Below are 16,410 nucleotides of genomic sequence, written 5' to 3' on the forward strand. Positions count from 1 at the left end.
GCTTAGCGAACGAGTCGCATCTCACGCTCAGCTTCCGTTAGAGAAGCTAGGAATGAATCACGTTCGAATACGCGGTTCATGTAAATCTTAAGTTCTTTAGAACCAGGACCAATCAGTTCGATACCAAGCTCAGGTAAACGCCATAATAGCGGAGCTAGGTAACAATCAATTAGGCTAAACTCTTCGCTCATGAAGTATTCATACTCAGCGAAGATAGGAGCAAGAGTTAATAGGTCGTTGCGTAATTTCACGCGAGCTGCTTCAGATTCTTCAGCGTTGCCTTTAACGATCTTCTCTGCAACTGAATACCAGTTACGCTCAATTCGGTACATCATTAGACGACTGTTACCACGAGCAACCGGGTATACAGGCATCAATGGTGGATGAGGGAAACGCTCATCTAGGTATTCCATGATGATCTTAGAGTCATATAGAGCAAGCTCACGATCAACAAGAGTAGGTACTGATTTGTACGGGTTCAGTTCAACAAGCTCTGCTGGTAGATTTTTTTCATCAACCAACTCAACTTCAACACTTACGCCTTTTTCAGCAAGAACAATGCGCACCTGATGGCTATACATATCAGAAGCACTTGAGAAAAGAGTCATTACAGAACGTTTATTGGCAGCTACAGCCATGGAGCCCTCCAGTACACTTTAAATAAAAACAATGGAGGCCTAAAGCCTCCATTGAACATTAACATAATTTGGGAATTAGCACGGTATTATAGCACAATTAGTGCACATCACGCCAATACTCTTTCTTCAGCAAAATCACGATGATAGTGAAGATTACTAAGAAGGCCATTACCCACCAACCCATAGCATGACGCTCAAGTTGAACAGGGTCGCCCGAGTAAACCAAAAAGTTAACAAGGTCACGAACTGCTTCGTCATACTCACCAGCACTTAATTCGCCAGAACCATCTGTTTCAGTGCCAACAACAACCTTAACTTCCTCACCATCGACCATGTGAGTATCGTAGATTGGCGTTGGGATACCTTGTAGCTCTTCAAGAACATGCGGCATACCAACACTTGGGAAAACCAGGTTGTTCACACCAAATGGACGAGACGGATCTTCATAGAAAGTACGAAGGTACGTGTATAGCCAATCTGCGCCACGGACACGAGCAACCAATGTTAGATCTGGTGGTGGAGCACCAAACCAACTAGCAGCTTGCTCAGAAGGCATAGCGTTAACCATCAAGCTACCAATTTTCACGTCAGGATCGAAGATCAGGTTTTCCTTCATTAGGTCTAAAGGAATCTCCAAATCATTCGCAACACGTTCATAACGTTGGTACTGCGTTGAGTGACAAGCGAAACAGTAGTTCATGAACATCTTAGCGCCATTTTGCAATGAAGCTTTGTCTGTTAAATCATTGTTTGCTTTGTCTAATGGTACGCCTGCACCCGCTGCCATCGCTAGTGACGGCAACATAGCAAATAAAATTACAATCCACTTTTTCATTTGAATGTCACCCTTTCTGGTAATGGTTTCGTCGCTTCATTTTTACTGTAGAACCACAGCAGAACGAAGAACATGAAGTAACCTAAGCTAAAGATTTGAGCTAATAGCGTGTATGTAGGCGTTGCTGGAAGCGCACCAAGTACACCAAGCGCAATAAAGCTTATTGTGAATTGGATGATGTTAATCAAATGCAGTTTGCTACGGTAACGGTAAGAACGCACTTTACAACGGTCGAACCATGGCAGTAGGAATAGCACAACAATTGAAGCGCCCATTGCAACTACACCTAACAGCTTATCTGGAACAGCACGAAGTACAGCGTAGAACGGCGTGAAGTACCAAACTGGAGCAATATGCTCAGGTGTTTTCAGCGGGTTTGCAGCTTCAAAGTTAGGCGGCTCAAGGAAGTACCCACCCATTTCTGGGTTAAAGAACAGCACGTAACAGAACAAGAATAGGAAACCAGCAACACCAACCATATCTTTTACCGTCCCGTATGGGTGGAAAGGAATAGAGTCAATGATGTCGTATTTCTTAGTGTAATCCTTGTGGAATGGGAACTGAGTTTTGTAGTCGTCGCCCATTGTGCCTTTAGGAAGCTTAGTTTCGATACCGTCTGGGTTGTTCGAACCCACTTCGTGCAGCGCCAGTACGTGAAGTACGATAAGCAGCAGAAGTACAATTGGCAGAGCAATAACGTGCAGTGCGAAGAAACGGTTCAGCGTTGCACCAGAGATGATGTAGTCACCACGGATCCAAAGCGTTAGGTCATCACCTATAACAGGGATCGCACCAAACAGAGAAATGATTACCTGAGCACCCCAGTAAGACATTTGACCCCATGGTAGTAGGTAGCCCATGAAAGCCTCAGCCATAAGCACTAAGAAGATCAACATACCGAAGATCCAAAGTAACTCACGAGGCTTTTGGTAAGAACCGTAGATTAGACCACGGAACATATGCAGGTAGATCACAACGAAGAATGCCGATGCACCTGTTGAGTGCATGTAACGCAGTAGCCAACCGTATTCCACATCACGCATGATGTATTCAACAGAAGCAAATGCGCCCTCACCAGACGGTACATAGTTCATTGTCAGCCAAATACCCGTAAGGATTTGGTTAACCAGTACTAACATTGCTAAAGAACCAAAAAGGTACCAAAAGTTAAAGTTCTTAGGCATTGGGTATTCAGATAAATGCTTCTTGTAAGCATTCATCGCGGGTAGACGTTTCTCTACCCAATCAAGCAATCCTTGCATTACGCGTCTCCCTCGTCCACACCGATCATGATCTTAGTGTCACTCAAATACATATGCTTTGGTACAACAAGATTCAATGGAGCTGGTACGCCTTGGAATACTCGACCTGCCATATCAAACTTTGAACCATGGCAAGGACAGAAGAAACCAGACTTAACACCCTGAACTTGTTCTGCAAAAGAATCTGGCAGGTAAGTTGGAGAACAACCTAAGTGCGTACAGAAACCAACAGCAACGAAGAATTCCGGCTTAATTGAACGAAACTCGTTCTGCGCGTATTCTGGTTGTTGTTCAGCTTCAGATTGAGGGTCACGAAGTTGACCACCGATCGCTTTTAGATTCTCTAGCACCGATTCAGCACGGCGTACAACCCATACAGGCTTACCTTGCCACTCGACACGAACCATTTGTCCCGGCTCTAACTTACTGACTTCCACTTCCACCGGTGCGCCTGCAGCTTTCGCCTTGGCACTCGGATTCCATGATTTAATAAAAGGCACGGCTACAGCAGCTGCTCCTAAACCACCAACAACGGCTGTTGTTGCGGTTAAGAAACGCCTGCGACCGTTATTTAAAGGCGCGTTGCTCATCCAAACATTCTCCCATTTGCTCCTTATGGATTGAAATAATTCCGAATAAAGAGCATGGCTAACAAAATATGTATTTAGTTCTATTTATTGACGGCAAATGATAAATAAAACCCTACTTTTTGACAAGATAAAGCTACCTTTTTGTAACAATCATGAGGCAAAGCGCACATTGGGTTACAAAAGCTTTCAAAATATAAGAATTTGGAAATAAAACGAGGGAGGGAAAGCGTTTAGAGGGGGCATAAAAACAAAAAGCCCGGCATATAGCCGAGCTTTGAACCACAATTCCAGTCGAAAAACTGGGAGCGTGTACTTTTTCGTAAAGAAAAATTAACGCTTAGAGAATTGAGGTTTACGACGTGCTTTACGTAGACCAACTTTCTTACGTTCAACGCAACGAGCGTCACGCGTAACATAGCCAGCTGCACGTAGAGCAGGACGTAGAGTTTCATCGTATTCCATAAGAGCACGAGTGATACCGTGGCGGATTGCGCCAGCTTGACCTGAAATACCACCACCAGAAACAGTGATGTAAAGGTCAAGTTTCTCAGTTAGTTCAACTAGCTCAAGAGGTTGTTTAACAACCATACGAGAAGTTGGACGACCGAAGTAAACATCAAGGCTGCGCTTGTTGATTACGATCTCACCAGAGCCTGGTTTGATGAAAACACGAGCTGCTGAGCTTTTGCGACGACCAGTGCCGTAGTATTGATTCTCTGCCATTGTCTTAATCCCCTTAGATGTCTAGTACTTGTGGCTGTTGAGCAACATGGTTGTGCTCAGTACCAGCGTACACTTTAAGCTTACGGTACATCGCGCGGCCTAGTGGACCACGTGGAAGCATACCTTTAACTGCTAGTTCAAGAACCATTTCTGGTTTCTTAGCAATTAGCTTTTCAAAAGTGATAGTTTTAAGACCACCTGGGAACTCAGAGTGACGGTAGTAAACCTTACCCTTAGCTTTGTTACCAGTTACAGCAACTTTCTCAGCGTTAACAACGATGATGTAATCACCAGTGTCTACGTGAGGAGTGTATTCTGCTTTGTGCTTGCCGCGTAGGCGAGAAGCGATTTCACTTGCTAGACGGCCAAGAGTTTTGCCTTCAGCGTCTACAACATACCAGTCGCGTTTTACAGTTTCTGGTTTAGCAACGAAAGTTTTCATGCTAATAATTACCTATTTAAAAAATTTACACTTAAGGAATACTCGCGTATTCCCACTGTCTAAGAGTTACCATTCATCACCCCTTCGAGTGTTGGAAAACTCTTGGCATAACGTGATTTTACTCATCGCTAGAGGCCCGCAGTAACGGTAGGTCGCAGGATTATAGAGAAGAGCGAAGAAAAAATCACCTCTTTTTGAACAAAATCACGATTTTTTTAATTCTCTTTCTTATTCGAGATAATCAAAGCTAACTTAAGTGTTCTTTTGCCAAATACTCATGGCTCTGCATTTCAATTAAACGCGACTGACAACGTTTAAACTCAAACTCTAGTTGACCATGGGTGTATAGTTTTTCTAGCTCCACTTCCGCTGAAATAATCAGTTTCACATTGCGCTCATAGAACTCATCAACTAACGCAATAAAGCGTCTAGCAGCGTCATCGGAAGTCACGCCCATTTGCAACACATCAGCCAATAGAACCGTGTGATAAACCCGAGACAACTCAATATAATCGTTCTGGCTACGAGCCGACTGACAAAGCTGAGCAAAAGTACCATGCAGCACACCATCACTCGCTTCGACCACATCTAATTGACGGTGATTAACCTCTATCTGCTTAAGCTTCTCTTTATCTTCACCAACAAGCTGCGCGTAATATGTTTCGAGGTTAATGTTAGCTTGGCTATCCAGTGGGTAATGGTAGATCTCAGCCTGCTCTAAGGTTCTCAGACGATAATCAATTCCGCTATCAACATTAAGAATATGACAGTTGTCTTGAATGAGCTTAATAGCGGGTAAGAAACGCGCTCGCTGTAACCCGTTGCGATACAGATCCGCAGGTGGAATATTAGAGGTCGCAACCAAGATAACGTTTCGAGCGAATAACTCTTGGAACAAGGTTCCTAAGATCATCGCATCCGTGATGTCTGAAACAAAGAATTCATCAAAACAGATAATATCCGCTTCTTCTTTCAACTTATCTGCGACTAGAGGCAACGGGTCGCTAACATTACCTAGTGCCCTTAGCTCATCATGGACTCGATACATAAAGCGGTGAAAGTGAACGCGCATTTTTTTTGTGGTCGGTAAAGCATCGTAGAACGTATCCATTAAATAGGTTTTACCGCGCCCGACGCCGCCCCAAAAATAGAGGCCTTTTGGTGGCAGTGGCAGTTCTGGCTTTTTGCCCATTAACTTCTGGAATCGAGTCAGTTGAGGAATAGGGGCATTCATGTAATCTTGGAATTGATGAAAGAGTTCATCTAAAGATTTAACGGCTTGCTCTTGTGCTGGATCTCTTTGAAATCCATGTTCTTTTATATCTTGTTCGTATTTTTTAATGGGATTCATGACGACATTTCCACAATGAAAGCGATATCAGACAGCAAATAAAAATGAGCCCAAACAGTATGAGACATGTCGCTATGCGGTGAATAATGCAGCATCAAACTGCTAACTAGCGCACACGCATTTCTCTTTATACTGCGGCTTTCTCATAGTACCATGGAGCTGTATCACGTGTAACTAAGCAGTAACAAACATGTTAAAAAACAATAATAAGGAGCTGTTATGCCTTGGATGTATGCCGTTGCCGGTTTACTAGTCGGAGTTATTTTAGGGGTCGCTATTTCTCGTCTCATGACACCTGAATACAAAAAACAAAAGAACGTACAGAAAGAATTAGATAGCGCAAAGTTTGCCCTGGAACAGCAGCGACAAGAGCTAGCTGACCACTTTGCGAAATCAGCAGAAATGTTGGACACCTTAGGTAAGGACTATACAAAGCTTTACCAACACATGGAAAAAACAAGCTCAGAGCTACTCCCTAACCTGCCAGAGCAAGACAACCCATTTGTGAAAACAGCCGCTGCTCATTCGGATAAGCCACAAGATAAGTCTTCAGTTAAAGAGTCGACGCTTGAAGAACAACCGAAAGATTACGCTAATGGCGCAACGGGTTTATTTACCGAGCAGAAGAAAGAAATCATGGATGCTCCCGATGTCGTTACAGCAAAAGCATCGTAAACATTTAACACTTCTGTGAACTTTACAAAGGTTTTTGAGTCATAACTTTCACTCAGGTCATTTGAAATTTCTCATACTTATTAAACGTATAAGAGGGTTAAGACCTTAACTAGAGAGGAGTTTATGGTGAAAAAACCTTTGCTTGCTTTATCAGTACTGACTTTAAGCTTAAGTTCAATCATCACCCCCATTCAAGCTACAGCCGCACTTCCATTAAGTGTGGGTAATGAACAATTACCAAGTCTTGCTCCTATGCTTGAACAAGTAACCCCCGCTGTGGTTAGTATTGCCGTAGAAGGCAAACAGGTACAACGTCAGCAAATCCCTGAACAATTTCAATTCTTTTTTGGTCCAGAACAAACACGAGAGCGTCCATTCCGCGGGCTAGGATCTGGTGTCATAATTGATGCCAAGAAAGGCCATATTGTCACCAATTACCATGTCATCAATGGTGCCGACGATATCAAAGTAAAACTGCATGATGGTCGAGAGTACGATGCAGAACTCATCGGCGGCGACCAGATGTCTGATATCGCGCTATTAAAACTCGAAACAGCCAAAAACCTTACCCAGATAAAAGTCGCAGATTCCGACAAATTGAGAGTCGGCGATTTCAGTGTGGCTATCGGCAACCCATTTGGGCTTGGTCAAACCGTAACATCCGGTATCGTTTCAGCGTTAGGACGTAGCGGTCTCAATCTAGAGAACTTCGAAAACTTCATTCAAACCGATGCCGCGATTAACAGTGGTAACTCTGGAGGTGCGTTAGTGAATCTTAACGGTGAACTGATTGGTATCAACACGGCCATCCTAGGACCTAACGGAGGCAATGTCGGTATCGGCTTTGCCATTCCATCCAATATGATGACAAACCTGACTGAACAGATTCTCGATTTCGGTGAAGTAAAACGCGGCATGCTTGGTGTCCAAGGTGGAGAGGTCACCTCGGAATTGGCTGAAGCGCTTGGTTATGAGTCCAGCAAAGGTGCTTTTGTTAGCCAAATTGTACCCGACAGTGCTGCAGACAAAGCCGGATTGAAAGCGGGCGATGTCATCGTCTCCATTAACGGTAAGCGTATTGACACTTTTAGTGAGTTAAGAGCCAAAGTAGCCACCTTAGGTGCAGGTAAACAGATCGAGTTAGGCGTGGTTCGTGACGGTAAGAATAAGACCTTTGACGTCACGCTGGGTGAATCCACAAATAGTAAGACACAAGCTGAAAAGCTCCATGAAGGACTTGCCGGTGCAGAGCTCACCAACACAACCGACAGCGATTCAGCGACAGGCGTCAAGGTATCAAGTGTCGCTCAAGGTTCGCCAGCAGAAGCTTATCAGCTTCTTAAAGATGACATCATCATCGGGGTAAACCGACAACCAGTTAAGAACCTTGCTGAATTTAGAAAGATTCTTGAAAAACAACCTGGCGTATTGGCACTTAATATCCAGCGAGACGATAGGACTATCTATCTAGTTATTCGATAGCCATACGTCAGCGTAATTACAGGGGGGCTCAGTAAGTTTGCTTTAAACTTACTCAGTCTCCCTTTTCTTTAGATCAATCAAAATGCTATGCTTCACTGATAATCAAGTCAGTCATCCATTGACGGATGCTTCATACCTTACTTGTTGAAGAGGGAAACATGCTGTCCTTTCTATTTCGTTCTATTTCCCTTGGACTCGTTTCAGCGGCGCTTATTCTTCTCGCATTCCCGAGTTTAAGGCCGGCGATTGTTGCAGACGTCACGAACCCTCAAGTCGATAATATTGGCTCTCTTCAGATCTCATTTAACCAAGCGGTGCGACGAGCTGCACCCGCTGTGGTCAATATTTATAGTCGTAAATACGCAGAAAGCGATCGCAACAAGCTACTAACTCAAGGATTAGGTTCAGGGGTGATTGTTAGTGAGAAAGGCTACATCATTACCAACTTCCATGTTGTTGCTCAAGCTGACCAAATAGTCGTGGCACTTCAAGACGGACGAGTAGCGGCCGCACAACTTGTCGGCTCAGACAAACGCACCGATATTGCGATACTCCGAGTCAGCGGTGACAACTTACCTGTTATTCCACTGAACCCGAATTACAAAGCAAATGTCGGCGACGTGGTGCTGGCTATCGGTAACCCATACAACCTAGGGCAAACGACAACCTTTGGCATTATCTCTGCAACAGGTCGTTCTTCGATCAGTGCAGATGGTCACCAAGCCTTTATCCAGACTGATGCTGCAATCAATGAAGGTAACTCAGGTGGTGCACTGGTTAACTCACAAGGTGAGCTCGTCGGTATCAACACGGCTTCTTTCCAACAAGCTACCGACATGGAAACCTACGGGATCTCATTTGCAATCCCCTACTCACTTGCTAATAAAATCATGGAGAAGATCATCGCCGATGGTCGTGTCATTCGTGGTTATATTGGTATCGACGGACAAGACATCAATTCGGTGACATCACGCTTGCTCGGTACTAAGAACATCGGTGGTATTGTTGTCTTAGGCATTGACCCGAATGGTCCTGCAGCCGATGCCGGCTTTGAAGCACAAGATATCATTATCAGCATCAACAACACCCAAATTAGCGGACGACAGAGCGTAATGGACATTGTTACTGACCTTCGCCCGGGTACTATCATTGATGTTGGTGTATTGCGCAAAGGTGAAAGCAAGACACTCAAGGTCACCATTACCGAAGACACGCGCCTGTAGCCTATATTTAGTTTGATTGCTAATAGCGAGCAACTCAAACCGCCATGTACGGATGCAAAAAGTATAGATACAAAAAACCCAGCTCTTAAGCTGGGTTTTCTTTTATCAATCAAAGCTAATGATAAACTCAATCAAAACTAGGCGTCACTAGGTTCATCGATATCGATGCGAGTCACACGCTGCAAACCTCTTGGGAGCAGACCACCACGACGACCACGCTCACCACGGAAGTTTTCAAGATCCGCAGGTTTCAAGCCAAGTTTACGTTTGCCCGCGTAAATAGTCAGCGTTGCATTCTCTGGAATAGCCATCAGATGCGATACAAACTCTTCACGCTCTTTTGCTTTCGCAGAAGGGATGTTGATGATCTTGTTGCCTTTACCTTTGCTCAGCTGAGGTAGGTCTTTAATAGGGAACAACAACATACGGCCTTGGTTAGTAATTGCCAGAATCTGATTACTGTCCAAGTCAGCAATAGGGCTTGGCAACATCACTTCAGAAGCTTGTGGCAAGTTAACTAACGCTTTACCGCTCTTGTTCTTTGACAGCAGATCGCTCCCCTTACAAACAAAGCCATAACCAGCATCAGAACCGACTAACCATAATTGTTCATTCTCTCCCATCACCACTTGGCGAATAGAAGTACCCGGGCTGACGTTCAAGCGGCCTGTAATTGGCTCGCCTTGGCTACGTGCCGACGGTAATGAATGAGATTCAAGGGAGTAGCTTCGGCCATCACTGCCAAGGAACACCGCTTGTTGGTTACTCTTACCCTTAGCACTCGCTAAGAACTTATCACCAGATTTGTAGTTCAAGCCTTCAGCATCAACTTCATGCCCTTTAGCATGACGAATCCAACCTTTCTCAGACAACACAACCGTGATTGGTTCGCTTGGTACTAAGTCGCGTTCTGTTAGCGCTTTCGCTTCAGCACGCTCAATCAGAGGTGAACGACGATCATCGCCGTATTTATCTGCATCGGCTTGGATTTCTTTCTTGATCAACGTATTCAAGCGACGCTCTGAACCGAGTAGCTTTTCAAGCTTTTCGCGTTCAGCTTCAAGTTCCTCTTGTTCCGCTCGGATTTTAAACTCTTCTAACTTAGCTAAGTTACGAAGTTTAATATCAAGAATCGCATTAGCTTGAATTTCAGAAATGTTGAAACGGCTCATCAATACAGGACATGGTTCGTCTTCTGTACGAATGATTTCAATCACTTCATCGATATTAAGATAAGCAGCAAGCAAACCTTCTAAAATGTGCAAACGTGCTAGTACTTTATCTAAGCGGTACTGCAAACGACGACGAACAGTTGTACGACGGAACTCAATCCACTCTTTCAGAATTTGAACTAGGCCTTTAACTTGAGGACGATTGTCTAAACCAATCATGTTCAAGTTAACGCGGAAGTTTTTCTCTAGATCCGTAGAAGCGAACAGGTGGCTCATCAATTGGTCACAGTCGATACGGTTTGAGCGAGGAACGACAACAATACGCGTTGGGTTCTCGTGATCTGATTCATCACGTAAGTCGTCAACCATTGGCAGCTTCTTAGCGCGCATCTGGTTAGCAATTTGCTCAAGTAACTTCGCACCTGACACTTGATGAGGTAAAGCCGTGATAACAATATCAGAGCCTTCCTTGTGCCAAACCGCGCGCATCTTGATGCTGCCACGTCCAGTACGGTAGATCTTTTCGATGTCCGACTTCGGCGAAATAATCTCAGCCTCTGTCGGGTAATCAGGCCCTTGAATGAAACCCATCACATCTGGAAGTTCAGCTTTCGGCGTATCAATCAAGTGAATCGCTGCGTTCGCCACTTCACGGACATTGTGAGGCGGGATGTCAGTCGCCATACCTACCGCGATACCAGTAATACCGTTAAGTAAGATGTGAGGCAGACGTGCAGGCAACATTTGAGGCTCTTTCATGGTGCCATCAAAGTTTGGTTGCCAATCAACGGTGCCTTGACCTAGTTCACCTAGCAGAACCTCAGCAAACTTAGACAATTTCGCTTCGGTATAACGCATTGCAGCGAACGATTTCGGGTCGTCCGGAGCCCCCCAGTTACCTTGACCGTCTACCAATGGGTAGCGGTAAGAGAAAGGCTGCGCCATCAATACCATCGCTTCGTAACAAGCAGAGTCACCGTGTGGGTGATACTTACCTAATACGTCACCAACGGTACGTGCTGATTTTTTGTATTTCGATGCAGCTGATAAGCCCAGCTCAGACATCGCGTAGATAATACGACGCTGTACTGGCTTCAAGCCATCACCGATATACGGTAATGCACGATCCATGATCACGTACATTGAGTAATTTAAGTAGGCATCTTCGGTGAACTTGCGCATTGGCAGCTGTTCAACGCCATCATATGTAATTTCGTTAGACATCCATTATACCTCGGCCATATCACCGTTAGTCTGTAGCCATGTACGGCGATCATCTGCACGTTTTTTACCAAGCAGCATGTCCATCATCTCGTTGGTCGCTTCGTTGTCATCAATCGTTAATTGAACAAGGCGACGGGTGTTTGGATCCATGGTGGTTTCACGCAACTGAAGTGGGTTCATTTCACCCAGACCTTTGAATCGTTGCACGTTGATCTTGGCTTTCTTCTGCGATAGTCGCTCAAGCACACCGTCTTTCTCTGCGTCATCGAGTGCGTAGAACACTTCTTTACCGCAATCGATACGATACAGAGGAGGCATTGCCACATAGATATGACCCGCTTCAACTAATGCATGGAAATGGCGGGTAAACAATGCACATAGCAGTGTCGCGATATGAAGACCATCCGAGTCCGCATCGGCAAGGATACAGATCTTACCGTAACGCAGGCCTGATAAATCATCGTTGTCCGGGTCGATACCCAGAGCCACCGAAATGTCGTGCACTTCTTGCGAAGCCAATACTTGGTCTGCTGACACTTCCCATGTATTTAGGATCTTACCTCGAAGTGGCATCACCGCTTGGAACTCACGATCACGAGCTTGTTTAGCAGAACCACCCGCCGAGTCCCCTTCCACGAAGAAGATTTCGGTACGGCTTAAGTCTTGAACCGAACAGTCCGTTAGCTTACCCGGCAGTGCTGGGCCTGACGCGATTTTCTTACGCACAACCTTTTTGCTTGCGCGCATACGGCGGTGAGCATTCGCAATACAAGCTTCTGCTAACTGTTCTGCCAATTGTGGCTTTTCGTTCAACCACAAGCTAAACGCATCTTTTACCACACCAGAAACAAACGCAGCGGTTTGACGAGAAGACAAGCGCTCTTTTGTTTGACCAGCAAACTGCGGATCTTGCATCTTCACCGAGAGTACGTACGAACAGCGATCGAAAATATCGTCGCCCGTTAGCTTAACCCCACGTGGTAGCAAGTTGCGGAATTCACAGAACTCACGCATTGCATCAAGCAGACCTTGGCGAAGACCGTTTACGTGTGTACCACCTTGTTTAGTCGGTACTAAGTTCACGTAACTTTCGGTGATCATATCACCGCCTTCTGGCTGCCAAATAATCGCCCAGTTCGCCATTTCTGTTTCAGCTACGAATTCGCCAACATACGGTTCTTCAGGAAGTAAGGTGTAACCTTTCACGCCTTCGGCAAGGTAGTCTTTTAGGCCATCTTCATAGAACCATTTATGTTCTTCACCGCCAACCTTGTCGACAAAGGTAATTTCTAAACCTGGGCAAAGAACTGCTTTTGCACGTAGGTTGTTAATTAGACGAAGTGTCGAAAATTTAGAGCTATCGAAGTATTTTGGATCTGGCCAAAAATGTACCGTCGTACCGGTATTGCGATGACCACAAGTACCTGTAACAGTAAGATCCGTTACGGCATGACCACCTTCAAGGGCAATTTCATGTACCTGACCGTCACGGCGAACCGTCACTTCAACACGTTTTGACAACGCGTTTACCACCGAGATACCTACCCCGTGCAAACCACCTGAAAACTTGTAGTTATTGTTCGAGAACTTACCGCCAGAGTGGAGCTTAGTTAAAATCAGCTCAACACCTGAGATCCCTTTTTCAGGGTGGATATCAACCGGCATACCACGGCCATCATCCGTCACTTCTAACGATTGGTCAGCATGCAACACGACTTTAATCTTCTTAGCGTGTCCCGCTAGTGCTTCATCAACCGAGTTATCAATGACTTCTTGGGCAAGGTGGTTTGGTCTTTCTGTCTCGGTATACATTCCCGGGCGATGTCGCACGGGGTCGAGACCTTCAAGTACCTCGAGGTCTTTTGCATTATATTGTTCAGTCATAATACGGAGTTTACTCAAAAAGTTTGCGTCAGTTCGCTGGCTCTAGTTTGACTAAAGCGAAATCATTACTATGAACCGTCATAGTAGAGCGAACGAGCGAAGTATTGGGGAATATAGTCTGGAAGCTGAGTAATGATGTCAAGCTAGTTCAAAAACTAAGGCATCAAACTATGATATTTCACCACTGATAGATGAAATAACAGTCAAACAAGAGAAAATTACTTGATTGCTGAAACAGATTAAAGGTTTAGAAAGGTGATGATTTGTTGGGGGTAGCGTTCAAAATTAACAAAGCTATGATCCCCCCCCTCTTCTACTGTCTGTACTGCACCTTGGTACTTCTCTACCGCTTGTCGGTAATCCAGAACTTCGTCTTCCGTTTGCTGAAGTAACCAGAAGTCACTCGGCTGAGCGATAGCCGGAACCTCTAACGCCTTCAGTTCATTGATATGTTTTGTTTCCAGAACATATCGCTCTTCTGTATATGGATTTACTTGTTCACCTAAATAGTCAGCAAGAAGCTCATACGGCTTAACGGCTGGGTTCACAACCACAGCTTTAAAGCCATAGTGACTATTCAGCCATGTTGAAAGATAGCCACCCAACGAGCTACCTACCAACGCTATCTGATATTGCTCTTTATATTGCTCCACCAGTTGCTGCAAATAAATGGCCGCTTGCTGAGGAAAACTCGGCAGTTGAGGTGTCATCACCTTGATATCAGGACGATGCTCCGCGCAATAGTCAGTCATCACCGTTGCTTTGTGAGAACGTGATGAACTGTTAAAACCGTGAATATAGAGAAGCAGTGGCGGCTTAGCGGCTTGCTGTTCAGAATCAAACATCAATAACCTGCCGCTTCAAAATCAGGTAAGAATTGTCCATGAGGTAAACGGCGTACTTGCGTACTTACTGATCCATCTTGATGCAATTCAATCTCTCTCCAACCAGGCGACAAAGTATCAACCGCAAAGTCATCTGAGTTAGGTTTGAATTGCACACAAGTCGACGGTGTTGCCATGACTTGTACACCATGATGATCTCGATTCATGTCTTGATGAACGTGACCACACAGTACCGCTTTCACATTGGTGTGCTGTTGAACCACTTCCCAAAATTGATCAGCATCTTTCAGACTATGTTGATCCAGCCATGCACTGCCAACCAATAGTGGATGGTGGTGCAGCAGAACCAAGGTATTACGTTCGGGAAATTCGGTTAGCTTTTGTTCTAGTAGATCAAGCTGTTGATCACTGAGACGTCCGTGAGGCACACCAACCACTTGCGAGTCCAGCATCACCATCTGCCAATTATTACCTAGCAAGACATGCTCAACGCACTGTATTTGTGGTGATGGTAAAACACTGCCCATATTCGGTTTGAAGTCATGATTCCCTGGCAACCAGTAACACGGTTTATCCAAAGGTTGAATTCCTGACTCAAATTTTTGGTACGACTCAGCACTGTGATCTTGAGAAATATCACCGGTTGCTAAAATCGCTTGATAGTCAAAGCCCTGACTAACAATGGCATCGACTACAGCACGAAAGCTATCTTGAGTGTTGATGCTTAATAAGCTGCCATTGCTCGGCGCAAATAAATGCGTGTCCGTTAGCTGTACAAGCTTAATACTGCTCTCATCAAATTTTGAAGTGTGTGATAATTCCAAAATAACAAATCCAGATACGTTACTGTTTAGACTTTAAAAGTGTTTTTAAATAGGCTCAATTAAAAAGAAACTGGAGTTCGGCTGATGCCCGTTTTTAAACAAAACGTTAACCATTCCCCAAGAAATTTGTTCAATTGAAATTTCTCATCCTTTTGCAGAAGTTTTGTGTTGGGATAGTCATATTTTGCTTTGACTCGCGAAAAATCCCCGCTAGCGCACACTTCTGCAACTCGAGCGTCGTGATATAGCCTGACAGACATTTTTGGCAAAGGAAACACTGGCATCGCGTCACTCTGACATATATCTATTAATGTGGTGTATTTTGTGACCTCATTCACTGTCAATTGATACACCATATTAACGGCTTGGTAACAGCGAACGTCACCAACCTCATGCTCAACCGGTAACAGAGCATTAAGTTTGGCATAGTTAGTCTCGTAAACTCGCATCAATTCAGCCAGATCGACATGATACGGTTTTTTGACTGCTATATTTGGCATGACGTTAATCTATCCACTCTGACTGTAATTCTTGGTAGTTCAATTGTAGCCACTGCAGCGCAATGATCGTGGCGCCATTTTCAAACACACCGTCTTTTACTAACTGATAAGCGGCTTCGCGACTCATCACTTGCACGCGAATATCTTCACCTTCGTAATCCAATCCGTGAACCCCTTTTGCTGTCGTGGCGTCAACACAACCAACAAAGACGTCGAGCTTTTCTGAGCAACCGCCGGATGAAGGATAATACGAAGTAATAGGCAATACAGATCCGACGTCGACCCCCGCTTCTTCCATCGCCTCACGACGAGCAACATCTTGTGGTGATTCATCGGTATCAATAATCCCCGCAACAATTTCGTGTTGCCACGGGTTCTCATGCTCTAGAGCACCGACACGGATCTGTTCGACGATCACCACTTCATCACGCACAGGATCATAAGGTAGCAACGCGGCAGCATGTCCACGCTCAAACATCTCACGCTCGATTGGTTGGCTCCAGCCGCCCTCAAACAGTCTATGTTTAAATGTGTACTTAACCATTTTGAAAAAACCACGAAACAGCGTCTCTTTTGAGACTATTTCCACATCTTGCGGAGTAAACTCATGTCGTTGATTGTCATACTGTTGCATTTGGTACCTCACTAAGTGATCTTATAGTTTACTCATTGTCCGAGTTAACTACCAAGGATAAGGTTCAACTTTTAGTATAAAACTTATAATTAAAGTTAAGTTTTAA

At 44.7% G+C, this 16,410-nt stretch carries 16 protein-coding genes; 3 read left to right on the forward strand and 13 right to left on the reverse strand.

Going from position 1 to position 16,410, the window contains the following annotated elements; translation table 11 throughout:
• Nucleotides 1-2: 2 nt before the first annotated feature.
• The 7 genes from sspA to zapE all read right to left on the reverse strand — a co-directional run bounded on the left by sspA (nucleotide 3) and on the right by zapE (nucleotide 5,841).
• The gene (gene sspA / locus ACED60_RS06980; protein ID WP_009848943.1) at nucleotides 3-638 is read right to left on the reverse strand and encodes a stringent starvation protein SspA; all 636 of its coding nucleotides are present in this window, start codon (nucleotides 636-638) and stop codon (nucleotides 3-5) included.
• Nucleotides 639-735: 97 nt separating this feature from the next.
• Nucleotides 736-1,473, reverse strand: coding sequence for a cytochrome c1 (locus ACED60_RS06985; RefSeq protein ID WP_371695464.1), 738 nt, complete (start codon nucleotides 1,471-1,473; stop codon nucleotides 736-738).
• Nucleotides 1,470-2,735, reverse strand: a complete 1,266-nt coding sequence (locus tag ACED60_RS06990; RefSeq protein ID WP_009848941.1) for a cytochrome bc complex cytochrome b subunit — start codon at nucleotides 2,733-2,735, stop codon at nucleotides 1,470-1,472. The genes ACED60_RS06985 and ACED60_RS06990 overlap by 4 nt, the downstream gene beginning before the upstream one ends.
• The gene (gene petA, locus ACED60_RS06995; protein WP_010434692.1) at nucleotides 2,735-3,325 is read right to left on the reverse strand and encodes a ubiquinol-cytochrome c reductase iron-sulfur subunit; all 591 of its coding nucleotides are present in this window, start codon (nucleotides 3,323-3,325) and stop codon (nucleotides 2,735-2,737) included. The genes ACED60_RS06990 and petA overlap by 1 nt, the downstream gene beginning before the upstream one ends.
• Before the next feature lie 330 nt (nucleotides 3,326-3,655).
• Nucleotides 3,656-4,048, reverse strand: a complete 393-nt coding sequence (rpsI, locus tag ACED60_RS07000; RefSeq protein WP_004740758.1) for a 30S ribosomal protein S9 — start codon at nucleotides 4,046-4,048, stop codon at nucleotides 3,656-3,658.
• 13 nt (nucleotides 4,049-4,061) lie between these two features.
• Nucleotides 4,062-4,490, reverse strand: a complete 429-nt coding sequence (gene rplM / locus ACED60_RS07005) for a 50S ribosomal protein L13 (RefSeq protein WP_010434689.1) — start codon at nucleotides 4,488-4,490, stop codon at nucleotides 4,062-4,064.
• 247 nt (nucleotides 4,491-4,737) lie between these two features.
• Entirely contained in the window at nucleotides 4,738-5,841 is a 1,104-nt protein-coding gene (zapE, locus tag ACED60_RS07010) for a cell division protein ZapE (protein WP_102250313.1), read from the reverse strand.
• A 219-nt stretch (nucleotides 5,842-6,060) separates the two neighbouring features.
• Between zapE and zapG the strand changes: the two genes are divergently transcribed.
• From zapG to degS, 3 genes are all read left to right on the forward strand, one after another.
• Nucleotides 6,061-6,516 (forward strand): Z-ring associated protein ZapG, encoded by a 456-nt coding sequence (zapG, locus tag ACED60_RS07015; RefSeq protein ID WP_009848969.1) that lies wholly within the window; start codon nucleotides 6,061-6,063, stop codon nucleotides 6,514-6,516.
• A gap of 123 nt (nucleotides 6,517-6,639) precedes the next feature.
• Nucleotides 6,640-7,998, forward strand: a complete 1,359-nt coding sequence (locus tag ACED60_RS07020) for a DegQ family serine endoprotease (RefSeq protein ID WP_371727198.1) — start codon at nucleotides 6,640-6,642, stop codon at nucleotides 7,996-7,998.
• 158 nt (nucleotides 7,999-8,156) lie between these two features.
• A complete protein-coding gene (gene degS, locus ACED60_RS07025) occupies nucleotides 8,157-9,221 on the forward strand; it encodes an outer membrane-stress sensor serine endopeptidase DegS (protein ID WP_371727199.1) in 1,065 nt (354 codons plus the stop codon).
• 137 nt (nucleotides 9,222-9,358) lie between these two features.
• Here the strand turns inward: degS and parC are convergent, their stop codons facing one another.
• The 6 genes from parC to nudF all read right to left on the reverse strand — a co-directional run bounded on the left by parC (nucleotide 9,359) and on the right by nudF (nucleotide 16,304).
• Nucleotides 9,359-11,617 (reverse strand): DNA topoisomerase IV subunit A, encoded by a 2,259-nt coding sequence (parC, locus tag ACED60_RS07030; protein WP_012603199.1) that lies wholly within the window; start codon nucleotides 11,615-11,617, stop codon nucleotides 9,359-9,361.
• A 3-nt stretch (nucleotides 11,618-11,620) separates the two neighbouring features.
• The gene (gene parE, locus ACED60_RS07035) at nucleotides 11,621-13,501 is read right to left on the reverse strand and encodes a DNA topoisomerase IV subunit B (RefSeq protein WP_012603198.1); all 1,881 of its coding nucleotides are present in this window, start codon (nucleotides 13,499-13,501) and stop codon (nucleotides 11,621-11,623) included.
• Nucleotides 13,502-13,740: 239 nt separating this feature from the next.
• Nucleotides 13,741-14,346 carry an esterase YqiA gene (gene yqiA / locus ACED60_RS07040; protein ID WP_009848964.1) on the reverse strand — a complete coding sequence of 202 codons (606 nt, stop codon included), beginning with the start codon at nucleotides 14,344-14,346 and terminating at the stop codon, nucleotides 13,741-13,743.
• The gene (gene cpdA / locus ACED60_RS07045) at nucleotides 14,346-15,170 is read right to left on the reverse strand and encodes a 3',5'-cyclic-AMP phosphodiesterase (RefSeq protein WP_371727200.1); all 825 of its coding nucleotides are present in this window, start codon (nucleotides 15,168-15,170) and stop codon (nucleotides 14,346-14,348) included. Before cpdA ends, yqiA begins: the two co-directional genes overlap by 1 nt.
• Before the next feature lie 59 nt (nucleotides 15,171-15,229).
• Nucleotides 15,230-15,670: a DUF1249 family protein gene (locus ACED60_RS07050; RefSeq protein WP_009848962.1), complete on the reverse strand. Its 441-nt coding sequence runs from the start codon at nucleotides 15,668-15,670 to the stop codon at nucleotides 15,230-15,232.
• Nucleotides 15,671-15,674: 4 nt separating this feature from the next.
• Nucleotides 15,675-16,304, reverse strand: coding sequence for an ADP-ribose diphosphatase (gene nudF / locus ACED60_RS07055; protein ID WP_371727202.1), 630 nt, complete (start codon nucleotides 16,302-16,304; stop codon nucleotides 15,675-15,677).
• Between the last annotated feature and the right edge of the window lie 106 nt (nucleotides 16,305-16,410).

This window comes from Vibrio sp. 1F279 (assembly GCF_041439815.1).
GTDB lineage: Bacteria > Pseudomonadota > Gammaproteobacteria > Enterobacterales > Vibrionaceae > Vibrio > Vibrio tasmaniensis_A.